18 protein-coding genes are annotated in these 25339 nt (G+C 62.8%); 6 read left to right on the top strand and 12 right to left on the bottom strand.

The window, feature by feature from the left end; translation table 11 throughout:
* Positions 1-51: 51 nt before the first annotated feature.
* The 7 genes from WT53_RS06980 to WT53_RS06950 form a co-directional block, all read right to left on the bottom strand.
* On the bottom strand, positions 52-3258 hold the full coding sequence (locus WT53_RS06980; RefSeq protein WP_052100249.1) for a glycosyltransferase family 1 protein: 3207 nt from the start codon (positions 3256-3258) through the stop codon (positions 52-54).
* A gap of 48 nt (positions 3259-3306) precedes the next feature.
* Complete coding sequence (locus tag WT53_RS06975) at positions 3307-4728, bottom strand: FkbM family methyltransferase (RefSeq protein ID WP_060258993.1); 1422 nt, start codon at positions 4726-4728, stop codon at positions 3307-3309.
* A gap of 48 nt (positions 4729-4776) precedes the next feature.
* Entirely contained in the window at positions 4777-5628 is an 852-nt protein-coding gene (locus WT53_RS06970; RefSeq protein ID WP_034206586.1) for a GDP-mannose 4,6-dehydratase, read from the bottom strand.
* Positions 5625-6680 carry a GDP-mannose 4,6-dehydratase gene (gmd, locus tag WT53_RS06965; protein WP_034206587.1) on the bottom strand — a complete coding sequence of 352 codons (1056 nt, stop codon included), beginning with the start codon at positions 6678-6680 and terminating at the stop codon, positions 5625-5627. Before gmd ends, WT53_RS06970 begins: the two co-directional genes overlap by 4 nt.
* Before the next feature lie 44 nt (positions 6681-6724).
* Positions 6725-8149, bottom strand: a complete 1425-nt coding sequence (locus WT53_RS06960) for a glycosyltransferase family 2 protein (RefSeq protein ID WP_080747737.1) — start codon at positions 8147-8149, stop codon at positions 6725-6727.
* Positions 8150-8153: 4 nt separating this feature from the next.
* Positions 8154-11450 (bottom strand): FkbM family methyltransferase, encoded by a 3297-nt coding sequence (locus tag WT53_RS06955; RefSeq protein ID WP_052100253.1) that lies wholly within the window; start codon positions 11448-11450, stop codon positions 8154-8156.
* A gap of 62 nt (positions 11451-11512) precedes the next feature.
* Positions 11513-12937, bottom strand: a complete 1425-nt coding sequence (locus tag WT53_RS06950; protein WP_034206588.1) for a mannose-1-phosphate guanylyltransferase/mannose-6-phosphate isomerase — start codon at positions 12935-12937, stop codon at positions 11513-11515.
* Between the two features lie 728 nt (positions 12938-13665).
* On the opposite strand from WT53_RS06950, the gene WT53_RS33380 reads away from it, so the two are divergent.
* From WT53_RS33380 to WT53_RS06925, 6 genes are all read left to right on the top strand, one after another.
* Positions 13666-13905 (top strand): hypothetical protein, encoded by a 240-nt coding sequence (locus tag WT53_RS33380; protein WP_155294421.1) that lies wholly within the window; start codon positions 13666-13668, stop codon positions 13903-13905.
* A gap of 99 nt (positions 13906-14004) precedes the next feature.
* A complete protein-coding gene (locus WT53_RS06945; protein ID WP_155294422.1) occupies positions 14005-14829 on the top strand; it encodes a hypothetical protein in 825 nt (274 codons plus the stop codon).
* Between the two features lie 141 nt (positions 14830-14970).
* The gene (locus tag WT53_RS06940; RefSeq protein WP_230624901.1) at positions 14971-15927 is read left to right on the top strand and encodes a glycosyltransferase family 2 protein; all 957 of its coding nucleotides are present in this window, start codon (positions 14971-14973) and stop codon (positions 15925-15927) included.
* Positions 15924-16889 (top strand): SDR family oxidoreductase, encoded by a 966-nt coding sequence (locus WT53_RS06935; protein ID WP_034206592.1) that lies wholly within the window; start codon positions 15924-15926, stop codon positions 16887-16889. Before WT53_RS06940 ends, WT53_RS06935 begins: the two co-directional genes overlap by 4 nt.
* A gap of 7 nt (positions 16890-16896) precedes the next feature.
* Positions 16897-17913, top strand: a complete 1017-nt coding sequence (locus WT53_RS06930) for a glycosyltransferase family 4 protein (protein WP_034206593.1) — start codon at positions 16897-16899, stop codon at positions 17911-17913.
* A 12-nt stretch (positions 17914-17925) separates the two neighbouring features.
* Positions 17926-19809 carry a nucleoside-diphosphate sugar epimerase/dehydratase gene (locus WT53_RS06925; RefSeq protein ID WP_034206594.1) on the top strand — a complete coding sequence of 628 codons (1884 nt, stop codon included), beginning with the start codon at positions 17926-17928 and terminating at the stop codon, positions 19807-19809.
* Between the two features lie 85 nt (positions 19810-19894).
* Here the strand turns inward: WT53_RS06925 and WT53_RS06920 are convergent, their stop codons facing one another.
* Genes WT53_RS06920 through WT53_RS06900 form a run of 5 tightly spaced genes read right to left on the bottom strand, consistent with a single transcriptional unit; the run spans position 19895 to position 25332 of the window.
* Positions 19895-21001, bottom strand: coding sequence for a glycosyltransferase (locus WT53_RS06920; RefSeq protein ID WP_034206595.1), 1107 nt, complete (start codon positions 20999-21001; stop codon positions 19895-19897).
* 27 nt (positions 21002-21028) lie between these two features.
* The gene (galE, locus tag WT53_RS06915) at positions 21029-22051 is read right to left on the bottom strand and encodes a UDP-glucose 4-epimerase GalE (RefSeq protein WP_034206596.1); all 1023 of its coding nucleotides are present in this window, start codon (positions 22049-22051) and stop codon (positions 21029-21031) included.
* 15 nt (positions 22052-22066) lie between these two features.
* Positions 22067-23203 carry a glycosyltransferase family 4 protein gene (locus WT53_RS06910; RefSeq protein ID WP_060258985.1) on the bottom strand — a complete coding sequence of 379 codons (1137 nt, stop codon included), beginning with the start codon at positions 23201-23203 and terminating at the stop codon, positions 22067-22069.
* A gap of 51 nt (positions 23204-23254) precedes the next feature.
* Positions 23255-24079, bottom strand: a complete 825-nt coding sequence (locus tag WT53_RS06905; protein ID WP_060258982.1) for a glycosyltransferase — start codon at positions 24077-24079, stop codon at positions 23255-23257.
* Complete coding sequence (locus tag WT53_RS06900; RefSeq protein WP_034206599.1) at positions 24076-25332, bottom strand: lipopolysaccharide biosynthesis protein; 1257 nt, start codon at positions 25330-25332, stop codon at positions 24076-24078. Before WT53_RS06900 ends, WT53_RS06905 begins: the two co-directional genes overlap by 4 nt.
* Positions 25333-25339: the final 7 nt, after the last annotated feature.

Raw genomic sequence — 25339 nt, 5'->3', positions numbered from 1 at the left:
AGTCGGCAGAGCGGTATCGGTCGCATCGACCGGACGCTGATCAGCAATTGGCTACGCGTCGTTGGTTTTGGGTTGCCACGTGGCGTACCAATCGTTTCCAAAAATGGCGGCGCACATCTTCTGGTAGCAGTTGTCCCAGGTGAACTCGGACCCGGAGCGCGGACGCGGCGTAAAGCCATTGGCCGCCCAATCTCGCAGTGTGGCTGCGAGTCCGTGAGGATCGGTTCCGGAGAAGTAACGCGCTTGGTCGCCTGCAACCTCGCGGAATACCGGGATGTCGCGGGCCAGAACTGGCAAGCCGGCCTGAAATGCCTCGACGATGGGAAGGCCGAAGCCCTCATTGTGAGAGGCCATGATAAGACCCGAGCTTGCGCTATAAAGGGCACGCACCTCGGCATCACTGCAGCCGTGCAACCAGTGCAGCCGCTTGCCGAGTTCCGGAGAGCGCCGTATTTGATCGGCGAACTCATCCATCTTCCAGCCCTGCTTGCCGATGATGATCAGCTTGAGATCCACATTGGCTTTCCACAGTTCTTCGAACGCCGCGAGGACTTGCGGATAGCCCTTGCGCGGTTCGATCGTCCCCACCATGATGATGCTCGATCCCTCTCGCGCACCGTCAAGTGCGGCCTGCGTTGCCGCAGGCCCTGGGCCCGGTAGCGCTTCCTTGCGGAAATCGTTTTGGAAATCGGCACCGAGATGTGCGAAGCCGATCGGGAGCGGCCGATTTCGCAGTTTAGGCGCTTCATCGAGCCATGCGATCACATCATCGGCGACTGCCCGGGAAATACAAATGGCCGCGTCGGCGATGCCCAGCATCCTGCCGTACCAGTCGTCGGTAATCGTCGTATTGTCGGGAAACAATTCGGGGTATCGGTGGGGCAACAGGTCATACACGAGCAGCACGATGCGAAGACCGTTCAGTCTCAACCGCCGCAGTTCCTCGAGTTCTGCCGGAGTCATGATCGGATTGACGTCCGCGCACAGCAACACATCGCCAGTACGGACGTCCATCGGGGACTCCGGAAGGTTCAAGTGGCGCAGATTCAGTAGCGATAGCGGCCTGTCGTAAGTGTGGCGCAACTGCCCGTCCCGGATACGGACCGCTTCTCCTCGCCGGCCTTGCGGTGGCCGTTCCAGAACGCGGCGCGTGATCTCGCGTACAACGCGCTGGATGCCGGATCCGGAATCGATACGCGCCAATTCGGAAATGTCGATCAGGAAGCGATTGTGTCCGGCACCCCGCCATGGTGATGGGAAGCTGCGAACGATACCGCGTGATGCGGCAGGTACGCCGTCCGGGAATGCGGCGACGAACTGAATATCCTTTCGCATAGTACGTGCAACGACGGCTGCGCCGGGCGTCGAGTAGGCATGCTCGATCGCATCGACATAGTGCGCCGCAACGGTTTCGGGGCGAAGCGATCCGGACTCCATTCCTTGAGGCGGGATCACGGAGATGTCTCGCGTTGTATCGTCACCGAAATGCTCGCGCAACACGCCGGCATCGCGCTCCGAATGCAGGATGACGCCGACCGCGTTTTGCAGCACAGGCAGCGTACAAGGGTATTTCGCCAACGCAGCGTCGAGCCCGCGTTGCTCCATGAACTGCAATGCCGGATAGCCATGTGAGTTCAACAAGACTTCCTGGAACTGATCGGGACAGCCACGCTCATCGGCTGACGTACGCATCAATTCGGACAGGAACGCATCATGCAATACGACCACGCCCGGGCAGCGTGGTAGCAGGTCCTCGACCTGATAGCGGTGATCGGCAGAATTACCGATCTGATAGACGACGTGATCGAACTGTCCTGCTTGCAAGACAAAATCGGCCAAACTGATGCGTGGAAATCCCCACAGGAGGCGATCAGTGGTTTCTTCCGGGCTCACCAGCGTGACGTCGTAGTGGCGAGCGAGGTTAGGCAGCAACGCCGACGAATACTCGCTAATGCGAGTCGCTTGCGGCGGCAAGGGCGACACGAACGCAAGGCTTGGACGCTTCTGCAGCACGCCGGTCACAGAGGTCTTACCTTGCTGCTTTCTCCGGTCGTGGATTTCCTCGAGCGCGTCCCAGCTACGTGTCGCCGACGCCTGCCACGTAAAGCGGCTAGCCTGAACCGGGCCATATTCCGTCAACTCCTGGCGAAAAGCGGGGTTCTCCAGCACCTTTCGCATGCAGGCTGCGATGGAGTCGGGGTTCTTGGGATCGAAGGTTGCGTCGGTCCGCCCGATGACTTCCGGAAGACTTGTCGTATTGCTGGCGATAGCCGGGGCGCCACAAGCCATCGCTTCCCCAAGAGGCAGCCCGAAGCCTTCATGGAGGGACGGGAACACAAACAGCCCGCAAGCAGTATAGAGCGCCCGCAAATCGTTTTCTTCGACATAGTGGGCGTAAACGAGATTCTCAAGCGGCACACCGAGCTGCGCAGCGGTTTGATAGAGCTTCTCCCGATCGCGGCGTCCGGCGATAAAAAGCTGGTGACGCTCTTGCAAGGCGGACGGCAGGCGCGCATACGCTGCCAGCAATCCCGCTTCATTCTTGTTCGGGGTGTCGGCGGCAAGAAACATGATGAACGAGTCGCGCAACCCATAGCGTTGCAGCAGCGCGGCGCGCTCGTTGGCTGATAGAGGTGTGGGATGAAACTGCGGGCCAATGCCGGCGCGTATGTTGAAAATTCGCTCCGACGGAAAACCGAGATGATCGATTGCCTCGCTGCGGCTTGATTCCGATATGGCCAGCAACCCCTCGCATGCCGATATTTCCTGGACACAGCGGTAGTACCAACGCGCAAATGGCGATGGCAGTTCCGATGAGCCGAAGAATTCGGTATGACGGAGCAGGGGAATAAGGTCGTAGAAAGTCGCAACGACCGGCAAGCGGTGCAGTCGCCATGGCTGGCAGGTGACCACGTTGTCGTCTTCGACCACGCTGCAGACGTGCACGAGGTCCGGCTTGAGCGATGCGAGGAACTGCGCGCGGAGGGTTTCAGCGAAGGCAAGGCGCGGTGCATCGTGAAGCAACGGTGCGGCTCCGCGCGGCGGATTCCATACCTGGATGTTGCTGCGGGGCAAGACGGAGGAGAACGTCGCGAGGACCTCCTCGGCTGTCTCGATGTAAGCGGCACTGACGGTAACGATGATTTCGTGCTGTCGTGGGCTCCGTACCATGGCCAGCGCTAGTTCGCGCGAATACCGGCCAATGCCCCGGACGCTACTGCTCCCTTGGGCAGCCTGTAAATCGATCACAAGACGCATAGTGTCAGTCGTAAAAGGACTTTGAAAAAAATAACGAAGGTCGATCGATCAAACCGATGACTCACCGACGAACTGTGTCGTGATCAATTGTTGATACAGGAGGGCTTCTTCGGGGCTGAGATCGGCGGCGTTTAATGGAGGCGCGGGGGCGATGTCGGTCACCGGTACATGGTGTTGTGTCGCAGCGGTTTGTTCATACACACGATAACGGCGAGCCAGCCATTCGACCGGCCTTGGAGCGACGGTACGAATAAAGTGCGCGCCGCGGCGGCCTCCAGGCAATGCGAGCATGAACCGGACGCTACGATGAAATATCTGGCGAGCCAGTTGTTTGCTCGGTACCATGCGCCGCACCATACGAAGCGGCGCGGTTACACGCCACGACGTGCTGTCGAGCATCGCTGCGACCTGCTCGTTTGCTATTCGTGCGGCATGCTGGGCAGCGCACGAAGCACGCTGCGCGTCCTCGGCGCGCCGCGTCTGTTCGGCGAGAGCAGCCTGGGTTTGCCGGATCGTATCGTTCAGCGTACGCGCGACGTGCTCCATCTGCTTCATCGCTTGCGCGGAACGGCGATTCGCCGTATCAGCGATACGAGCGAACTGCTCGACAGCTTCCGTGGCCCGGCGGCTCGTGGCGTCTGCTTCGCGCAGCGCATCGGCCGCCTGCTCCTGAATATGCCGGGTCTGTTGTGCGGCCTGCTCACTGGCCTGCTGCAATTCGTGTGCGGCTTGCTCGCGCGACCGCTGCAATTCTTGTTCCGCCTGCTCAGCACGACGTAGCAAATGCACGGGCGCCTGAAATTCGTCGAAAACATTGGGCGGGGTGAGGAAATGCTTGGCCAACTCATCCCTCATTTCGTCCGCGACATAGAAACGGTTCAAGCCGTCGAACCAGACGAAGCTGTAGCCTTGTGACGTGAGTGTTGGCTCCCAGGCATGGGACTGTTCCTGCGACAAGGGCAGGGTTGCTTCGACCAGCACGATCCACGGTCGGAAGCGACGGAAATCGGCGCCGGCGAGCACATCGCCTTCTGCGCCTTCCACATCGATTTTCAGGAAATGGATGGGACCGTTTGGACGATATCGTTGGCAGATTTCGGCCAGCGGCAGTGCTTCGACGTTCTCTTCCACGACGGTCCAGCCGTTCGCGCGATGGCGGGCTGCGATCTCGGCGTCGAAAGTCGAGAGACCGGTGCCGTCGATCCGGTGAAATACGTGTGAAGCCGCTTCGCGGCCGGCGGCGAGCTGCAGATTGATGTCGTGGGGCCGAGCCTCCGTCAGCATCGTGAAATAGGCTGATTGCGGCTCGAGATTGATGCCGTGCCAGCCATGATCGTAGAAAAGCTTGGTTACCGACAGGTCGACCGGGTCTGCCGCTCCGACATCGATATAGAACCCGTTGCGAACGTGCCGGAGCGCACGCCAAAGCATGACGTCTTCCTGGTTCTGGGCGAAGGAAATCAATGCCATGAATGGTCAGACCATGATGATGGTGGTGCTGTGAAACATCTCTGATCCTCAGAGCATGCGCGTCAAGGTCGCGCGCAGCGTCGGGATGTCGAGCGTGACGCCGCTGGCGCGAAGTACGGTATTGAGCTTGTCGGGGTCGCCGCAGAGCCGATGCACCTCGTTCTTGCGAACGAAGGCCGGATTGACTTCGATGGTCATCCGGTGGCCGGTGATCGCCTCGAACGTGTCGATGATCTCGCGCAGCGTGTAGGGCTGGCCCGAACAGACGTTGTAGATTTCGCCAGGCTCGCCGTGCGACAACAGCGCCACATACGCGTTGCAAACAAGCTGGACGTCGTTGAACTCCCGCTCTACGTCCAGATTGCCGAGTGCGACGGACGCAGCGCGCTCGGCAAAATGCTTCGCGAGCTTGGGAATGACGAAATTGACGTTCTGGCCCGGCCCCGTGTAGTTGAACGGACGCGTGATCACGATGTTCAACCGGTCGGCATAGGTTCTGGACATGTACTCCATTGCCAGCTTGCTCATCGCGTAATGATTCACGGGAGCGGGCGGATACGTTTCAGCCAGAGGAGACCGGTCGCTGTTTCCGTACACGTTGGCGCTGCTGGCGATCAGCACGCGATGCGGCGCGACAGGCAATTGCGCAAGCGCATCGAGCAGGTGCGTCGTTCCGACCACGTTGACGGTATAGAACGCATCGAGGTCGGCATGTCCGACGAAGCTGATGGCCGCTAGATGGACGACTGCATCCGGCGCAACCTGCTTCACTTCATCGTGCAGCGCATCCTTGTCGGTCAGATTGGCTTGCAGCGCAACGACGTTGTGACCAGCCGCCGAAGCTCGCGCGGTGAAGTGGCGTCCGGTGAAGCCGTTGGCCCCGGTGACGAGGATCTTCAAAACGAGAACCCCTCGGCGTTGCGGCGCAGATCGGCCTCGACCATCATCTGGCACAGCTGCTCGAGCGTGGTCTGCGGAGCCCATCCAAGCTTGTTCTTTGCCTTCGCCGGATCGCCGATCAGCAGGTCGACCTCGGCCGGACGGTAAAATTTCGAGTTAATGTGCATCACCGTCTTGCCGGTGGCGGTGTCCACGGCCGATTCCTGCTCACCGACACCGTTGAACTCCACCGTGATGCCGGCACCCTTGAACGCCATACGGACGAAATCGCGCACGGTCTCGGTCCGATTGGTGGCCAGCACGAACGTGTCGGGTTCGTCGGCTTGCAGCATACGCCACATGCCTTCAACGTATTCCTTGGCGAACCCCCAGTCGCGCTTCGCATCCAGATTACCCAGCTCCAGCACATCCAGTTTGCCCAGCTTGATCTTCGCGACGGAATCCGTGATCTTGCGGGTCACGAATTCGCGTCCGCGCAGCGGGCTTTCGTGGTTGAACAGAATGCCGCTGGAGCCGAAGATGCCGTAGCTCTCGCGATAATTCACCGTCATCCAGTGTGCGTACAGCTTGGCCACACCGTACGGGCTGCGCGGATAGAACGGCGTATCTTCTACTTGCGGGATCGCCTGTACCTTGCCGAACATCTCGGAGGTGGACGCCTGGTAATAGCGAATCTTCGGATCGGTGAGTCGAATTGCTTCCAGCAGATTCAGTGCGCCGATGCCGGTGATTTGCGCAGTGGTCGTCGGCTGGTCGAAGCTGACGCCGACAAAGCTCTGCGCAGCGAGGTTGTAGACCTCGTGGGGCTGTGCCTTGTTCAGCAGCGCGATCGAGCTGCCCAGGTCAGTCAGGTCGTATTCGACGAGGTGCAGGTCCGCGTTGCGCTGGATGCCCAGTTCCTCGATACGCCAGAAATTGACCGAGCTGGTGCGGCGATAAGTGCCGTAAACGCGGTATCCCTTGCTCAGGAGCAGTTCAGCCAGATAGGCGCCGTCCTGTCCGGTGATTCCGGTGACCACTGCGCATTTCTTGGAGATCTGAGGACTATTCATGACTGTGGATTAGCCGTAATGGATTTATTGGGGGACGCTGGCGCTCAGGCGGAGGCGAGCGGGCGCAACGAAAGGGAGCGGCGATCCAGTCCGGGATGGAACATTGGATCGTTGTATAGATATTGTTCCCATCGCTTGAGAAAGCGATTCAAGTCGGTACCAGGAGGAACGGTTTCGCCGCGCGAGGCTTTTTCATGGTGAACCAGCTCGGCGTGCGGCGTATAGACGATCCTGTAACCCAACATCTTCAGTCGCAGACACATGTCCACGTCGTTGAATTCGAGCGTGAAGATCTCGTCAAAGCCGTTGATCTCCTCCAGGATCGCACGCCGGGTCGCAAAGACGGCTCCCGTGACCATCGACCACTCTCGATGGACAACGGCCCAGTCCTGGTAGGTCGGCACATCGGCAGGGCAACCGAGCCAGGTATGGGCGCACGTGCTGATCAATCCGCCCGCCATTCCCGCGTGCTGAAGCGTTCCGTTCGGATAGAGCAATCGTGCGCCGGCACCGCCAACGTCCTCCAGCATCGAGAAGGTCAGTAACGCCTGTAGCCAGTCGGTCGAATCGCTGGTGATGTCATCGTTCATCAGCACGATCTGCTCGGTCCGGCTCAAGCGCCAAAGCCGGTTCATCTTTTTTGCATAGTTGAACGGTTCGCCGGGCGCACGGGGGGTGACGACGCGTGTCAGTTCGAACGGCCAGGGTTTGTCGGCATAAGCGGAGCCATCGGTGAGGTCATCCCCCACAATTACCCGCAAACGGTCCATCGGGTAATCTAGGCGCGCGATGGTATCGAGCAATCCGGTGATGAACGGTCGGCTCTCCTTTGCCGCGTCATCGCTCGGAGCACGCCCCTGACGGGTCGGGATGCAGAGTGTGACCGGAGGCAGCTCTTCGATGCGACGCAACTGCAACGCGTATGACGGAATGCCGGGCTTGAGTTCGAAGCGGACGTGATCCTGGCCCAGCCAGTCGTTGATGACGCGCTGCCGGTTTTCCCGCGGAACTTGCGGGTAGCGCTTTTCGCGCGTTGCCAGAAGCTGAGCGATCCGGCCAATAGGGATGCCGGCCCGCACCGCCTGTAGCAATAGTGCATAACTAAAGGCCGCCCCATGGAGTCTCGCATCGGCATGTAGCTTGGCCAGAACATTAGCGTGAACGGCAATCGGCAGGCCGATATAGTCGTACGCGAGGAGCATCGTCAAATCGAATTCGGGGCGCAGATCCGGCACCTCGCCGCTGCGAAAACGATGATCCACGTAGAAAATGCCAATGTCTGGTCTGCTTGCCGCTTCCCGTTGCAGGACAGCCTCGAACTCGCCGGAAAGTTCCGTGCCGGCGTCACTGAGCACATACCAATGCGTGCCGCTCTGGATTTGCGGCGTGCGGCCTTTCAGGCCCCGCAATTCGCCGGTGGCGGTTACTGTTAGGGGAACCAGAAAAGGATGTGATATTAGGTTGTGCATGGAATCAGGCCCGTCGCCAGGGTGCGAGAAGTTGCTCGATACTGTGCTGAATCAGTGCGCCGACCCGCTCGGCCGACAAGTCCGTTGCAATGCGCGCGCGTGCGGCTTCACCGATTGCATGATCGTCCTTCTCGACGAGCGCGGCCGCTTTCTCAAGCGACTCGGCGAGGTGATCTTCGTCGACCTGTGCCCAGACGTTGCCCGTGGTGTACGCGCCATGGTCGTCCTGCAGCGCGGCCACGGTATAGCGAACGGGAAAACCGCAGCGCTCGTCGAGGAAATCGCACGTGCCGCTGTAGTCAGTGGCAACCACGATCTTGCCCATTGCCATCGCTTCGGCGACTGTCAGACCGAACCCTTCCGCGCAATGCGGCGACGCATAAATGTCAGCCATCGCCATCAGGTTGCGCATGGTGTCCAGGTCGAGCGGCCTGTTGATCAGGACCACGCCTTCCGCGGCATCGCACAGCTGTTGCAGCTGTTCGCCTTGCTGCGGCATGTCGAACAGGTGCTTGGTTTTCAGCACAAGCTTCCAGCCGGAGCGCGCGAGGCGCGTTCGCGCAAAGGCGCGTACCAGCGCGAATGGATTCTTGCGAACCAGGTAACTGGAGCCGTCGAATGCGTACAGAATCACGCGCTCATTCGCTTCGAGACCAATTTCCACCTTTGTTCTTCGGATCTTTTCTTCAGGCGGAAGGCTTGGCGGTACCGTTACCACGTATGGAATCACATGAACGGGCGCATCGGTGCTCGCGGCAAACGCCTTCTGGCAATAGCGGCTGGGTGCCCAGATCGCATCGACCGAGCCGAAAGTCGGATGCCAGTAGTTCGGAATATTTTCGGTTTCCCAGACAAAAAGCCCCAGTTTCAGCCGGGCGCGCTGGATTGCTTGCTGTTGCTCGTCGATCAACAGTGCGGGCCATGCCTCCGGATTCAAGTGGATGGCGGCCACGTCGGCCGGGCCGGAGAAGTCGTTGATATCCAGTGGCACGGCCATGCGCCGATGAATATGGAACGGGCGCTTGACCGGTGCGATGTTGAGCGCGTATGGCGTGCGTCGCAGCGCCGACAGGTAGGATCGGCTTGCGACGCCCAGGCCGTTCGCATAGTTCCATGGGCCGATGAACTGGATGGCCGGCTGAAGCGTTGTGCCGGGCAAGTGCCGCAGAAGTGTCGACTGTTTCGGCACGCGCGACTGTGCGGGATTGCTTTCGGCGCGATCCGGAATTGCCGTCGGTGCCCGTAGCACGGGCTCGGCCAAAGTTACGTCGTAACCTTGCATCTTCAGCACGTTGCGCCAGTCGCTCGTGTCCACCCCGTCGATCTTGTCGCGTAGCGCCATGACCTTGACGAACGGGAAACCGTCGTCGATCAGGTTCTTCCAATCGAACAGCGTGCGGTTGTTGCGATTCGCGGATGGGAACAACACGGCATGGGATATCCCGCCGTCACGCAGCGTCGGGGCGAGCGTGATTTCATATCGCTGGATGACGTCATCCTTCGTGGGCAGGATTACCACGTTGCTGAAGAAGCCCTGCAGGATGGGGGACGCGAGTGCGCGACGTCGAAGCGCAAGGAAAAAGCTCTGGACGTGCCATTGATGTTCCCAGCTCTCCGTCAGGCCGACCATGTCTGCCGGCTCCGAGCGCAGACGAGCCAGCATCTTCTCGAAGGACGCGTCGTTGATAGGACCGATCAAGCTGTCGTTGAGCAGGTAGAGCGCTTCGGCATCGAACAATTCCGGCTCAAGTTGCATCACATGCGCCCACGCGGCAAAGTCAAGCCCGAGGTTCTCCCGCACCACCAGCGTATCGATCTCGTCTAGTGGCAACGCGTCCGAATCGAACCATGCCGAATCGGCGGCTACGATCAGCGTGACGTCGATGCCCAGACGACGCAGCGCCGCGATGTAGGGACGCACATGCGGTTTGAGCTTGCCGTCCGGGGAGTGCGTCACGAATAAGGCGACTTCGCGGCCATGGCGCGTCGCTTTGCGATACTCGATGATCGCGTCGGTTACTGGCCGGCCCTGCGGGGCATCAAGTACTCCCGGCGCATGCACGGCCGCCGTGCTGGCTTGAACCAGCGCCTGTTGGCGTCGTGCGCGCAAAAAGGCGATGCGCGCGGGCATCCGATGGGGCGTCGCTGCCCACCACAGCGCCTTGGCCCCGCGGCGTAGCGTAGAACGAACAGAATTCGGAATACGGACCACCGCTGCGCGCAGCGGCGCCGTCATGCGCCATGACGTGCTGTTCAGCATCGCGGCCACACGCTCGTCGGACTGCTGCGCAGCGCGGCGCACTGCGTCGTTGCGCCGCGCCTGTTCGGCCAGCGCCGCATCGGACTGCCGCGTAATCTCGTCGAGGGTCTGCGTCATCTGCTGCACGGCTTCTTCCGCGCGGCGGCTTGCGGCGTCCGCGTCCCGCGCGGACTGTTCGACTGCAAGAATCGCGTTTCGGTTGAGTGCGTTGGCTTCGCGCAGTGTCTCGGCGGCCCGGTCGCGAACCTGCTGCATTTCCTGCGCGGCCTGCTCGCGAGCCTGACGAATCTCATTGGCCGCCTGATCGCGCACGCGCTGCAGCTCCTGTTCCGCATGTTCAGCGCGTTGCGCAAGTTGCGCGGAAACCATGAAGCCGTCGAAAACATTGGGCGGGGTGAGGAAATGCTTGGCCAACTCATTCCTCATTTCGTCCGCGACATAGAAACGGTTCAAGCCGTCGAACCAGACGAAGCTGTAGCCTTGTGACGTGAGTGTTGGTTCCCAGGCATGGGACTGTTCCTGCGACAAGGGCAGGGTTGCTTCGACCAGCACGATCCACGGTCGGAAGCGACGGAAATCGGCGCCGGCGAGCACATCGCCTTCTGCGCCTTCCACATCGATTTTCAGGAAATGGATGGGACCGTTGGGACGATATCGTTGGCAGATTTCGGCCAGCGGAAGTGCTTCGACGTTCTCTTCCACGACGGTCCAGCCGTTCGCGCGATGGCGGGCTGCGATCTCGGCGTCGAAAGTCGAGAGGCCGGTGCCGTCGATCCGGTGAAATACGTGTGAAGTCGCTTCGCGGCCGGCGGCGAGCTGCAGATTGATGTCGTGGGGCCGAGCCGCCGTCAGCATCGTGAAATAGGCTGATTGCGGCTCCAGATTGATGCCGTGCCAGCCATGATCGTAGAAGAGCTTGGTTACCGACAGGTCGACCGGGTCTGCCGCTCCGACATCGATATAGAACCCGTTGCGGACGTGCCCGAGCGCGCGCCAAAGCATGACGTCTTCTTGGTTCTGTGCGAAGGAAATCAATGTCATGAATGGTCAGGCCGCGATGGGGGGTGTGCAGAGCGAGCGGTACAAGCGAAGCGTGTTCACTATCAGACGCGTCCGTAGTTGTCCTGGAAGCGCACGATGTCGTCTTCACCGAGATATTCCCCGCTTTGCACTTCGATCATCACGAGATCCAGTACGCCCGGATTTTCGAGACGGTGCTTGTGACCGGCGGGAATGTACGTGGACTCGTTGGTGCTGACGAACAGCTCGTGCTCGCCGTTGACGACCTTGGCCATGCCGCTCACGACGATCCAGTGCTCGCTGCGATGGTGGTGCATTTGCAAGCTCAGGCTGCAGCCCGGCTTGACCTCGATCCGCTTGATCTTGAAGCGCGTGCCTTCCTCCAGGACGGTATAGGTGCCCCACGGGCGGCTAACCGTGCGGTGCAGCTTGTACGCGTCGTGGTCCTGCTTCTTGAGCCGGGCCACAACCTTCTTCACCTCCTGAGCCTTGTCAGGATGAGCGACCAGCAGCGCGTCCGGCGTGTCGATGATCATCAGGTTCTCAACGCCTACCGCAGCGACCATTCGATCGCGGCCATGCACGTAAGTATTGTGGCTGTCGACGAAGATCGCGTCACCCGTCGCGCGGTTGTTGTCAGCATCGGGAGCGGATAGCTCGCGGACGGCTACCCACGAACCGATGTCGCTCCAGCCGAAGTCGGCCGGTACGACTGCGACCTTGTCGGAGTGTTCCATCACGGCGTAGTCGATGGAGATGTCGGGAACCAGCGAGAAGGATTCCGAAGGGATTTCGAGCATTGCGCCGTCGTGCGACATGGATTCCCAACAGGCTTCGACGGCCTTTGCAACGTCGGGTGCATATCGCGCCATCTCGTCGAGAATTGTGCCGGCCTTGAAACAGAACATCCCCGAGTTCCAATAGAAGTTGCCTGCCTGCAGATATTCGCTGGCCGTGTTCAGGTCGGGCTTCTCGACGAAGCGTAATGCGCGTTTGCCTTGACCGAGTGTCGTGCCGGCTTCGATATAGCCGAAGCCGGTTTCCGGCGCGGTCGGCACGATGCCGAACGTGGCGAGATAACCTTGTCCGGCCAGGCTGACGGCAGCGTTGACGGCCTGCACGAAGCTATGCTGATCTTGGATAAGATGGTCGGCCGACAGCACCAGCATCAATGCGTCGCGGCCATGTTTGGCTGCAACACTGTGCGCAGCAAGCGCGACGGCGGGTGCCGTGTTGCGCCCGGCCGGCTCGAGCAGGAAACTACTGCGCCGGTCCACCTTGGCCAGCGTCAGTTCATCCTTGCTCATGAAGTAGTAGTCGCGATTGGTGACTGTCAGGATTTCTGCATTTTCGCTCGCGTTGCCGGCCGCAGCGGCGGCCCGGCGGTATGTCTTGAGCAGCAGACTCTCCCCGTCCGCCAGCTTCATGAAAGGTTTGGGGCAACCCTCGCGGGAAACCGGCCACAGTCGCGTGCCGGCACCGCCGGACAGAATGACGGGGATCAACATTGCTCTGGTCATCAACTTGCTTGAGGTAGGACACGGCATCGCGGCATTGTAACCCCGGGCAATGCAGCAAAAAAGGGTGGGGCCCGGGGCGCCTGACCTTGTTTGACGTACGAGTCCGTGGCCGCGGCGACCGGCTCGCAGGCGATGGCCCGATTTTGCGCTCTTCAGCGCATGTAAGCGCGGGGCGCGGGCAAATCGTCTGAAAGGAGTGACCGGTTAGAGCGCAATAGGGCCGGGACGCCGACCGCACATATCAGATAAATCAGGCAAATTTTTCGCCGAGGAGATAGCATTTCGGTCCGAAATGTGGGCGTTCTAGCCGCCATCGACCTATGTCGCATGTCTGGCGGATCCGCGTTCGTGGCTACCGCGAAGCGACCAACCCGTTCCCTTCGACTGGTTCCCGGAAGTTGTCTTGAGCGGCAAGCTTTATTTCAAATTGTTGCAATTTAGTGCATTGTCTGCATGTGCGACAGAATCTTCCGTCGATTTGCCGACCCTATTTGCGCGTCGCCCCAATCTGTTGCATCGCGCAGCAAGCGACGGTTGTCTGATTGAGCGGGCCTTGCTGGATCTATGTATTTCCGGTGTCAGCGCCATCGCAAAATCATCTCCCCCCCTTCATGGAATTGAACCCTTGAAAATAATCTGTCGCATGCGACCACGCTCGTCGTCGTATTGGGCATGCACGAAGCGGTACGAGCGTCATCACTCGCGCAATGGAGGTCATGGACGCCGAGTTCGGCCACAACCTTATGCCGGCGGTGTCAGGCGTCAACGACAAACGATTCTTCGAGGATCTCAACGTCTATGCAATCGATCAGGAGATCCTGGCGCTGGCAGGCGCCGATTGGCATAGTCTTGCTCTGATCGAATTCGAAGGATCGACGAAGCGAGCCTTCGGTCGATTCGCGAGCGGGCGAGCGAACTTCTCGCGACTAAGTGCGAGAACAAGATTTTCGCGATGAAGAATCCATGCATCTCGCGATTGTTGTCTTTTGGGAAACCCGTGTCCGATAGTTTCGGCGTACGCGTCGTCTATGTGCCGGCGATTCGGAATCCGATGAGTGTGGGGCGGGCGCGGCGAAGCGGAACGAATTCCCGTCGAGAAGTTGTTTCTGCTTTGGCTGCTCCATACCACTCCTCCATTCGGCACAACAAAAGGCGCGTGGTGCGTGCTCGTCAATTACGACAAGCTGATGGAGGATTCGCGTGCCGAGCTGGAACGCATGTCGACGCATCTCGGACTGCCACGCGATGAGGCGCCGGTGCTGGCATTCGAACGGGACTTTCTGGGCGGCGGTCCGCAGCACACGCGTTTCGAGTCCGGCGACCTTTCGAATGCAAATGCAATCGAGCGGCACGTAAGCGCGATGTTCGGTGTTCTGGAATCCGCAGTGCAGATAAACGACCAGGCATTCGAGCGACGCGCACAGCCGGTCATCGCGCAGGCGCAGGCAGATCTCGACGATATCGCTCTGTTTTTGCGGCTCGAGTGCCAGCTTGAACAGGGCATAGCAGTGCTGACCACCGAGGCGGCCGCGCATCCCGGCGAAATCGAGACGCGGCAACAGTGCATCGACACGCAGCAACAGCATATCGACGTGCTGGCGAGCGAAGTGCGTGATTGGCAGGCGCGTGCGGAGTTGGCCGCCGCTGCTGAAGCAGAGCTCCGTGCCGAACTCGTGATCGCGAACGACGCACAGTGCGTATCAGCAGAGTCGGTCGAATCGCGGGATCGCATCATCGCGGTCTACGAGGCGGAGTCGGCCGAGCGACGCATGGCGCTGGAGCGGGCCGAGAGTACGGTGCGCGAGATTCTTCGATCGAAGTCGTGGCGGATCACGAAACCACTGCGTTTTCTCGTCCGGCTGGCTTCGGCGCGCAAGTAACGGCGCCGGTCGTTTCGCTCGCGCGTGGGCGTGATCGCCGTGTGAGCGCGTGGTGGCGTTGATGGTGTGCGATACGGAGTTTCACGCCGCCAACCGCGCGGCCGCAAGTTCGCTCCGTTTGCGACGCATGCGCATCGATATATGCGAGTGGGGGCGTCGGGTAGCGGACGACGAGTGTGGCACACTTCGCCATGTGCATCCGTCATTGGTTTCGTTATAAATAACGTGGTCTCTCATTCTTCACCCTCCGCTGCGCGCGGAGTGCTCGAACCGATCGGCAAGCGGCGCCTGTCGATATCGATCGTGACGTTTCGTCCCGACCGCGCGCTGCTGACTCGGACCTTGTCCAGCGTCCAGACCGCCCGACGGGCACTCGGGCATTTATCTCCTCAATGCGCTGTCGACGCATTCCTTGTCGACAACGGAGGGGAGGCGACGGCGCTCGCCGAGATCCGGAGCGGCCTCGGCACGGCGGAGATCGACTACAAAACGCTCACGGGACACGGCAACGTCGGTTACGGACGAGGCCACAACCTTGCCATCGACGCGACCGACAGTACTTACCATCTGATTCTCAATCCCGATATCGACATCGAGCGAGACGCGCTGGTCCGCGCGCTCGATTTCCTCGACGCGCATCCGGAGGTCGGTTTGCTGACGCCTTGGATCGGTGACGATCGCGGTCACGCGCAGTATCTTTGCCGGCGCTTTCCGGCGTTGTTCGACCTGCTGGTCCGAGGCTTTCTCCCGGCGCGCATGCGCCGCTGGTTCGCCAACCGCCTCGCCCGCTACGAAATGCGCGACGTGATCAACGACCGCGACGTCGTGTGGGATCCCCCCATCGTCAGCGGCTGCTTCATGCTGTTCCGCACTGAAGTCCTGAAGAAACTCGGCGGTTTCGACCCGCGCTATTTCCTGTACTTCGAAGACTACGACCTCAGCCTGCGCACCCACGACGTCGCCCGCGTCGCCTACGTCCCGTCGGTGCGCGTGATCCATCACGGCGGCGGCGCATCGCGCAAGGGCTTCGCGCATATCCGCATGTTCGCGGCATCGGCCTTCAAGTTCTACAACCGCTTCGGCTGGAGGCTCTGGTGAGTCACCTCGTCGTCACCGGCGCGAACGGCTTCGTCGGCCGGGCCGTTTGCCGACTCGCGTTGCAAGCCGGGAACACCGTAACCGCGTTGATTCGACGTCCGGGCGGCTGCATCGACGGCGTGCGCGAATGGATCCACGACACCGCCGATTTCGCGGGTGTGGATGAAGCGTGGCCTGCCGACGTGGCCGCCGATTGCGTGATCCATCTCGCCGCCCGCGTGCACGTCATGCGTGACGAATCCCCCGATCCCGACGCTGCGTTCGATGCCACCAACGTCGCCGGCACGTTGCGTCTCGCCGACGCCGCGCGCCATCACGGTGTGCGTCGCATCGTGTTCGCGAGCAGCATCAAGGCAGTCGGCGAGGGCGACGGCGGAGTACCACTGTCGGAAGCGTTCGACCCCGACCCGCAGGATGCATACGGCCGTTCGAAGCTGCGTGCGGAACGGCAACTCGCGCAATTCGGCGCGTCGGTCGGGCTCGACGTCGTCGTCGTGCGTCCGCCGCTTGTCTACGGCCCAACTGTCCGGGCCAACTTCCTGCGAATGATGGATGCCGTCGCACGTGGAGTCCCGCTGCCGCTCGGCGCGGTTTCAGCGCGCCGCAGCATCGTCTACGTCGACAATCTCGCCGACGCTTTGCTGCGTTGCGCAATCGACCCGCGCGCCGCCGGCGAGTGCTTTCATGTCGCCGACGACGATGCGCCGACGGTCGCGGATCTGCTGCGTCTCGTCGGCGGCGCGCTCGGCAAGCCAGCGCGGCTGATCGCGGTGCCGCCGGCGCTGTTGCGTGCGCTCGGAAAGCTGACCGGTCGCAGTGCGGCCATCGACCGCCTGACCGGTAGCCTCCAGCTCGACACCGGCCGGATCAAGCGCGTGCTCGACTGGCATCCACCCTATACGACCCGCCAGGGCCTCGAAGCGACCGCCGCATGGTATCGTTCGCGCGATACACGAAAATAAAAGCCACATGCTTCTCGCGAATCCCACTTGGCTCACCACGGCCGCGGTGGCTCTGGCCGCCGCATTCGCCTCGACGACGATTCTCCGCGTACTGCTCGCTACCGGATTGGCCTGGCGTCTTGCCACCGACATCCCGAACGATCGTTCGCTCCATACGCTGCCGACACCGCGAGTCGGCGGATGGGGCATCGTGCCGGTTTGTGTCGTTGCGCTGCTCACGCTGGCGCCGCGACTGTGGCTGATCGCGATCGCCGCTGCCGGGCTGGCTGCGATGTCGCAGATCGACGACCGGCGCGGGCTGCCGGCCCGTGTGCGGTTCTCGGCGCACCTCGTGGCAGTCGTCGCGCTGATCGTCGTGTTCCCGGCCGATGCGCCCTGGTGGCTGCTCGCCGGCGTGGGTTTCGCAATGGTCTGGCTGACGAACCTGTACAACTTCATGGATGGCGCCGACGGCCTCGCGGGCGGCATGGCGCTGTTCGGCTTCGGCGGGTACGCGGTCGCGGCGCTTAGCGGCGCACAGGCGTCGCCCGATCTCGTTGTTTCCGGGGCGACGGTCGCCGGCGCGGCGCTGGGCTTTCTTCTGCTCAATTTCCACCCGGCGAGGCTGTTTCTCGGCGACGCCGGCTCGATTCCGCTCGGCTTCCTGGCCGGCGCGCTGGGCTACTGGGGCTGGCGTACCGATGTCTGGCCGATCTGGTTCCCCGCGATGGTATTCGCGCCCTTTATTGCTGACGCATCTGTAACACTTTTGAGACGTCTGTTACGTGGCGAAAAGTTCTGGCAAGCACACCGTGAGCACTATTATCAAAGGATGGTCCGATCGGGCATAGGTCACGGTCGGACCGCGCTTTATTGGTACCTCATCATGCTCGCGGGCATAATTCTGGCCGTATGGGCAAAGGGCCGCCCCGAACTGCAGCAATGGCTGTCGTTCCTCGCGTGGTATGGCGTCCTGGCGTGGTTCGGATGGTTGATCGACAGACGCTGGCACCGGTTTCAAGCGGCCGCCGAAAACAATTCTTGAGGTTTCCCGCCGATGTTGCGATCCAGAGCATCTTGGCTGTCCCTGAGTGCTTTCCTGTTCGACCTGACGGCCGTTGTTGCCGCCTGGTTGTTTGCTTATCTCGTGCGATTCAACGGCAGCGTTCCGCATGATTTCCTGAGCGGCGCGATGATGGCGTTGACGTGGGTGCTGCCCGTCTACGCACTGATGTTTCACGGGTTCGGCCTGTACCGCGGGCTGTGGGTGTTCGCGAGCCTGCCCGACTTGATGCGCATTGCGAAGGCCGTAGTCGGCGGCGGCGTGATCGTGATGATCGGCGCCGTGATGTTCCAGCCGCAGCCGATCATTCCGCGCTCGGTGCTGCTCGTGTCGCCGCTGATGCTGTTCCTGGCGATGGGCGGCGCACGCGCGCTGTATCGCGCGACCAAGGAGTACTACCTGTACGGCGGGCTCGTCGGCAAGGGCAAGCCGGTGCTGGTGCTCGGCGCCGGCACGGCCGGCGCGAGCCTTGCGCGCGAACTGTCGCGCTCCGGCGAATGGCGCCTCGTCGGCCTGCTCGACGACGACGTCACGAAGCAGGGCCGCGAAATCTACGGCTACAAGGTGCTCGGCTCGTTCAACGATCTCAAGCACTGGACCGATGCGATGAAGGTCGAATACGCGATCATCGCGATTCCGTCGGCGTCGGTCGAAACCCAGCGTCGCGTCGCGACGCTGTGCGTGCGCGCCGGCGTCAAGGCGATGGTGCTGCCTTCGCTGACCGCACTGATGCCGGGGCAGGGCTTCCTGTCGCAGGTGCGGAACATCGATCTCGAGGATCTGCTCGGCCGCGATGCCGTGACGATCGACACGCCGCACGTCGAGGCGCTGCTGCGCGGCCGCGTCGTGATGGTGACGGGCGCGGGCGGCTCGATCGGCTCCGAGCTGTGCCGGCAGATCCTGCGCTTCGCGCCGGCGCAGCTCGTCGCGTTCGACCTGTCCGAATACGCGATGTATCGGCTGACGGAGGAGCTGCGCGAGCGCTTCCCGGATCTTCCGGTCCTGCCGATCATCGGCGATGCGAAGGATTCGCTGCTGCTCGACCAGGTGATGTCGCGCCATGCGCCGCACATCGTGTTCCATGCGGCCGCCTACAAGCACGTGCCGCTGATGGAAGAGCACAACGCGTGGCAGGCGCTGCGCAACAACGTGCTCGGCACCTATCGCGTGGCGCGCGCGGCGATTCGCCACGACGTGCGTCATTTCGTGCTGATCTCGACCGACAAGGCCGTCAATCCGACCAACGTGATGGGCGCGAGCAAGCGCCTCGCCGAAATGGCGTGCCAGGCGTTGCAGCAGACGAGCGGGCGCACGCAGTTCGAGACGGTGCGATTCGGCAACGTGCTCGGCAGCGCGGGCAGCGTGATCCCGAAGTTCCAGCAGCAGATCGCGAAGGGTGGCCCGGTGACGGTCACGCATCCGGAAATCACGCGTTTCTTCATGACGATTCCGGAAGCGTCGCAGCTCGTGCTGCAGGCGTCGAGCATGGGGCAGGGCGGCGAGATCTTCATTCTCGACATGGGCGAGCCGGTGAAGATCGTCGATCTCGCGTGCGACCTGATCCGCCTGTACGGCTTCTCGGAAGAGCAGATCCGCATCGAGTTCACCGGGCTGCGGCCGGGCGAGAAGCTGTACGAGGAACTGCTGGCGGACGATGAGGCGACGACGCGTACGCCGCACCCGAAACTGCGGATCGCGCGCGCGCGCGAAGTACCGGACAACCTGCTCGATGAATTGCTGCCGTGGTTGATGCAGCATCGCGTGTTGTCCGACGACGAAGTGCGGCGCGATCTGCGGCGCTGGGTGCCGGAATACCAGACGGCCGTTGCCCCCGTGTTGCAGAGCGTGCCGTCGGTGCGCGTCGCATCGAACGGGTGATGCGATCAGTCTGCGAGTCGCACGTTGCGACGAATAAAAAAAGCGCCCGGCAGGGCGCTTTTTTTGTCTGGAAGCGGCGTATCGCTCACCGGCTCCGTCGGTGCTTGCGCACGACCATCCATCTGGGCGCCCTGAACCGCACGATACTGAGATAAAGCCAGACATAAGTGAGCGCGAACAGCACGACGAACACGAACAGATGCACCGTATGCCGCCAGAACAGCGTCGCCGGAATCACCGCGACGAGGCACAGCAGCCACAGATAAGGTGAAGTCAGCGAATTGCGTCGCGTCAGATCGTGCGCATGCTTCGTCCCCACGGCCCACCGCATCAGCCGCTTGTACACGAGCATATGCAGGTGCACGCCGTCCGGAATCCCCGGCGACATCCCGCGAATGAACTTCTTCCGGTAGATCGAGAAGCAGGTCTCGAAGATCGGATACATGAACAGCAGCACCGGGTACCACGCGGACACTTCGCGATTGCGCATCACGAGCATGATCGCGAGCTCCGCGAGCATGAACCCGATGAAATACGCGCCGCCGTCGCCGAGGAAGATCAGCCCGGCCGGGAAATTCCACAGGAAGAAGCCGAGCACGGCGCCCATCATGATGATCGACGCGGACATCACGACCGGGTCGTTGACGTGGAACGCGACGTACGCGAGCGACGCGAACATCATGAAGCTGACCATCGACGCGAGCCCGTTGAAGCCGTCGATGATGTTGATCGCATTCGCGAGCGCGGCGACCGCGAGCACCGTGATGAACGCCGAGATGGCGACATACCCGAGCAGGAAATCGAGCGGCGGCACGCTGATGCGCTTGACCGCGATGCCCATCAGCCAGAACGCCAGCGCGGCCGCGCCCATCGTGCAGAGCAGCCGCGCGCGCGGCGACACGCGCTTGGTCAGGTCCTCGACGAGGCCGGACAGGAACGCCGGCAACCCGCAGGCCGCGATCCCGAGAATGCTGCCGGCGATCGTCGGATAGCGCCGCGATACGAGTAGCCCGGCCACGACGACGCCGGCGAGGATCCCGATGCCCCCCACCCGCGGCACCGGCCGCACGTGGAATTTCTGCACGCCGGCCAGATCGCTGTCGATCGAGAATTTCTCGTGAAGGTGCGCGTAGCGCACGATGAACAGCGTGACGAGCAAGGAGACGATGAAGCCGGACGCGAAGCTGAGCATGGGATCGCTCGAAAAATGGACAGCGGATTATACAAAACCGCGCGGGTTCGCCTCCTGCCATCGCCAGTGGTCGGCGCACATTTCCTCGATGCCGAGCGTCGCACGCCAGCCGATGATGTCGGCCGCGGCCTGCGGGTTCGCATAGCACTCGGCGATGTCGCCCGGGCGGCGCGCGACGAGTTCGTACGGCACCGGGCGGCCCGACGCCTTCTCGAACGCACGCACGACTTCCAGCACGCTGTAGCCCTGGCCGGTGCCGAGGTTCACGACGAAGCTCGCGTCGCGCCTGGCGAGCGCGTCGAGCGCGGCGATGTGCCCCTTCGCGAGATCGACGACGTGGATGTAGTCGCGCACGCCGGTGCCGTCCGGCGTCGGGTAGTCGGAGCCGAACACGCGCAGCTTCTCCAGCTTGCCGACCGCGACCTGCGCGACGTACGGCATCAGGTTGTTCGGAATGCCGGCCGGATCCTCGCCGATCAGCCCGCTCGCATGCGCGCCGACGGGGTTGAAGTAGCGCAGCGTCGCGATGCGCCACGACGGATCGGACACCTCGAGATCGCGCAGGATCTGCTCGGCGATCAGCTTCGACTGGCCGTACGGGTTGGTCGCGGACAGCGGGAACGATTCGTCGATCGGCGAGCGCTCGGGCACGCCGTACACGGTCGCGGACGAACTGAACACGAACTGCCTGACGTTGCGCTCGCGCATGACCTTGAGCACGGCGAGCAGGCCGCCGATGTTGTTCTGGTAGTACTCGAGCGGCTTCGCGACCGATTCGCCGACGGCCTTGAGCGCCGCGAAGTGAATCGTGCCGGTGATCGGGTGCGCGTCGAACACCTTCGCGAGCGCGGCTTCGTCGCACACGTCGACCTGGTGGAACGCGGGCGTCTTGCCCGTGATCTGCTCGATCCGGCGCACGGACTCGGCCTTGCTGTTGACGAGGTTGTCGACGATCACGACGTCGTAGCCGTTGTCGAGCAGTTCGACGGCCGTGTGCGAGCCGATATAGCCGGCGCCGCCGGTGACGAGGATGGTGCCTTTAGCGGTCATTGCTGATGCGCTCCTTCAGAGTGTGAATCCTGTCAACGAATGGATGGTCTCCCGGTAACGTTCGACGACCTGCTGTTCGTCGAATTCCGCCGCGACCTTGTGCCGGCCGCGTGCGCCCATCGCCGCACGGCCTTGCGGCCCGAGCGCGATCATGCGATTCAGTTGCTCCGCGAGGCTCCCGCTGTCGCGCACGCGGCACAGGAAGCCCGTTTCGCCGTCGGCGACGACGTCGCGGCAGCCCGGCACGTCGGTCGCGACGATCGGCCGGCCCATCGCCGATGCCTCCATCAGCGTGCGCGGCACGCCTTCGCGGTACGACGGCAGCACGACGCAATCGGCCGCCGCGATGTGCGGGCGCACGTCGTGCGCTTCGCCGAGATACTCGACGACGCCTTCGGCGACCCACGCGTCGACATCCGCGCGACCGATCGCGCTCGGATTGTCGACGCCGAGCGGCCCGAGCAATTGGAAGCGCGCGTTCGGGTAGCGCTCGCGCACGCGGCGCGCGGCGTCGACGTATTCGCGCACGCCCTTGTCCCACAGCAGCCGGCCGATCAGGATGAAGACGGGCGCGTCGCCGGCGGGCAGCGGCACGGGCGCGAACTGCTCGAGATCGACGCCTTCGCCGTGCAGCAGCCGCGCGCGCTCGGGATGCGCGAGCAGCCGTTCGTCGGCGAAGGTCGCGAGATCGTCGCGGTTCAGGAACCAGACTTCGCGGGGGAAGCGGAACGCGAACCGGTAGAGGCGTTTCGCGACGCTCGCCGCGCGGCTCTTCTGGATGAATACGTAACCGAGCCCCGTCGTCACCGCGATCGACGGCACGCGCGCGAGCCACGCGGCCACCGAGCCGTAGATGTTCGGCTTGATCGTGTAATGGAACACGAGATCGGGCCGCAGCGCGCGGTAGTGGCGCACCAGCGCGGCGAGCGTGCCGAGATCCTCGCGCGGGCTCGTGCCTTTCGACGCGACCGCGAGCGCCACGTAGCGGCAGCCCATCTGCTCGAGCAGCGGCACCGTACGGTCGTGCGGCGCGATCACGACGACCTCGGCGCCGCGCGCGACGAGCGCGCGGATCAGCCCGTGGCGGTACGTATGGATCGCCCAGGCCGTGTTGCAGACGAGCGCGATGCGCAGCGGGGAGGTGGCGGACATGAAAAAAAGAAAAAATAAAGCGTCGAAATTGCCGAACGGGCCGGATACGCGTCAGGCGGATGGCCGCGCGGCGAACAGCGTCTGCTTGATCCGCTGCAGCGTACGGTACGGCGTCACGAAATGCAGCAGGTTCTTGGCGAGGCCGGCCCAGTCGTACGGGTTCAGCACGTTGAAGTGGCGCAGCAGCAGCGTGAGCGTCGACACCAGCTGGCGCCGACGTTTGGTCGCACTGATCCCGCCCTCGTTGAGCTCGTAATACAGGCCGAGTTCCGGCAGGTTCGCGCAATCGTAGCGTTGCATTAACCGTAAAAAAAGATCGAGATCCTCGGCCGCGCGGTACTTCGCGCGATAGTTGCCCACTTCGCGCACGGCGTCGATGCGCAACATGACCGACGGATGCACGAGCGGCGAGCGCAGGAAGCGGGTGCGGCGCAGCGTGCGCGGATCGGCGGGCGGTGTCAGCATGAAGCGCGGCTCGCCGGCGCGCGACACGACCTGCGTCCACATGCCGACGCAGGCCACGCGCGGGTGGGCGCCGAGATAGGCGCGTTCTTTCGCGAGGCGCTGCGGCGCGGCGAGATCGCCCGCGTCGATGCGGGCCGCGTAGCGGAAGCCGCGCGCCGCGAGCGCATCGATGCCGGCCGCCAGCGCGCGTTCGATGCCGCCGTTGCGCGGCATGCGCAGCACGTCGATCGACAGGCCCGGCAAGTCGGGCGCGGCGATCGGCGGCGTGCTGCCGTCGTCGACGATCAGCACGTGCACGGGCGCATCCTCGCGAAACGACGCGAGGGTGCGGGCGACGTCGTCGTGCCCGTTGTAGGCCGGCATCAGCACGGCCACGTCGTCGAGCGGGGGCGGGCAATCGGGGGACGTCATGTTCGCAGCTTGAAACGGATGTAATAGAAGTTGACGGCGGCGGCGGCCAGATAGCCGGCCGCCAGCCCGACGAGCGCGCCGTACAGGCCGAGCCGCGGGATCGCGAACAGGTTGACGAGCGCGGCGATCGCCAGCGCGAGCAGCCATTTCGTCAGCAACACGAATTTTGCTTGATATTTGAGAACGATAAGATTGCCTATCGCCTCGATGCCGGCCGGCACGGACAGCCAGACGGCCCAGCGGAAGATGTCGACCGACGCCTCGTAGCCGCGGCCGAACACCTTGCCGACGATCAGCGGGGCGGCCGCGTCGAGCACGAGCGCGCCGGCGGTCATCAGGCCGGCCGTCATCGCGATCAGCCGGACGATGTTGCGGCGCAGCCGGGCGACGTCCTGCACGCGGTAGACGAAGGCGGGCGCGATCGTCTGCGCGAGCATCAGCGCGAGCGTGATCCAGTTCTCGTTGAGCTGCTGCGCGGCCGAATAGCGGCCGAGGTCGGCGAACGACACGTGGCGCTCGAGCATCAGGCGGTCGAGCTTCAGGAACAGGTACATGCAGATGAGACCGAGCCAGAACACGGTGCCGGCCGTCGCAAAGTGCCGGAACAGCGGGGTATCGAACGTCCAGCCGAGCGCACCGCCGTTACGGTGACGGTAGTACAGCAGCAGCGCGAAGCCGATCGCGGCGGCTTCCAGCGCCCACAGCCACGCGAAGCGGGCGGGGCCGGCGGCCGCGCGCACCAGCAGCCAGACGAGCAGCGCCTTGGCGAGCGCGGTGACCATGCTGGTGACGAGCTGCGGCTTGCTGTAGGTCATGCTCTGCAGCCACGCGTTGATCACGCCGACGAACGGCTCGCGGAACACCATCGTGACCGCCAGGCCCGCGAGCATCGCGCCGACCAGCGGGTCGAAGGCGCCCGCGGCGATCGCGATCCAGGTCGCGACGAGCGCGGCGGCCGACACGGCGATGCGCAGCACGAACGCGCTGCCGAGCACCGCGCCGAGCTGGGCGGGCGGGCGCTGGACGATGGTCGGGACGAGGATTTCCGCGCCGCACACCCAGGTGAGCGGCGCCAGTACCAGGAGAAGCGTATTCGCATACTGCCATTTGCCGAACACATCTGGCCCGAAATAACGGGCCAGCAGGCCGCTGATCGCGATCGCGACGCCGATCTGCGTGAGCCGTTCGAGCCCCAGCCAGACGAGGTTCGCGACGGCCTTCGCGACGTCCGGGTTGCCGAAGCGCTTCAGCATGCGCGGC

The organism is Burkholderia sp. MSMB2157WGS, from assembly GCF_001532755.1.
Taxonomy (GTDB): Bacteria; Pseudomonadota; Gammaproteobacteria; order Burkholderiales; family Burkholderiaceae; genus Burkholderia.
This window is presented reverse-complemented; position numbering and strand designations above follow the sequence as displayed.

Excerpts from the sequence above, each read along its gene's own strand:
- WT53_RS06980 (WP_052100249.1), bottom strand. The coding sequence starts at position 3,258 with ATGCGTCTTGTGATCGATTTACAGGCTGCCCAAGGGAGCAGTAGCGTC.
- WT53_RS06975 (WP_060258993.1), bottom strand. The coding sequence starts at position 4,728 with ATGGCATTGATTTCCTTCGCCCAGAACCAGGAAGACGTCATGCTTTGG.
- gmd (WP_034206587.1), bottom strand. The coding sequence starts at position 6,680 with ATGAATAGTCCTCAGATCTCCAAGAAATGCGCAGTGGTCACCGGAATC.
- WT53_RS06960 (WP_080747737.1), bottom strand. The coding sequence starts at position 8,149 with ATGCACAACCTAATATCACATCCTTTTCTGGTTCCCCTAACAGTAACC.
- WT53_RS06955 (WP_052100253.1), bottom strand. The coding sequence starts at position 11,450 with ATGACATTGATTTCCTTCGCACAGAACCAAGAAGACGTCATGCTTTGG.
- WT53_RS06950 (WP_034206588.1), bottom strand. The coding sequence starts at position 12,937 with ATGTTGATCCCCGTCATTCTGTCCGGCGGTGCCGGCACGCGACTGTGG.
- WT53_RS33380 (WP_155294421.1), top strand. The coding sequence starts at position 13,666 with ATGGACGCCGAGTTCGGCCACAACCTTATGCCGGCGGTGTCAGGCGTC.
- WT53_RS06940 (WP_230624901.1), top strand. The coding sequence starts at position 14,971 with ATGCGAGTGGGGGCGTCGGGTAGCGGACGACGAGTGTGGCACACTTCG.
- WT53_RS06930 (WP_034206593.1), top strand. The coding sequence starts at position 16,897 with ATGCTTCTCGCGAATCCCACTTGGCTCACCACGGCCGCGGTGGCTCTG.
- WT53_RS06925 (WP_034206594.1), top strand. The coding sequence starts at position 17,926 with ATGTTGCGATCCAGAGCATCTTGGCTGTCCCTGAGTGCTTTCCTGTTC.
- WT53_RS06920 (WP_034206595.1), bottom strand. The coding sequence starts at position 21,001 with ATGCTCAGCTTCGCGTCCGGCTTCATCGTCTCCTTGCTCGTCACGCTG.
- galE (WP_034206596.1), bottom strand. The coding sequence starts at position 22,051 with ATGACCGCTAAAGGCACCATCCTCGTCACCGGCGGCGCCGGCTATATC.
- WT53_RS06910 (WP_060258985.1), bottom strand. The coding sequence starts at position 23,203 with ATGTCCGCCACCTCCCCGCTGCGCATCGCGCTCGTCTGCAACACGGCC.
- WT53_RS06905 (WP_060258982.1), bottom strand. The coding sequence starts at position 24,079 with ATGACGTCCCCCGATTGCCCGCCCCCGCTCGACGACGTGGCCGTGCTG.
- WT53_RS06900 (WP_034206599.1), bottom strand. The coding sequence starts at position 25,332 with ATGCTGAAGCGCTTCGGCAACCCGGACGTCGCGAAGGCCGTCGCGAAC.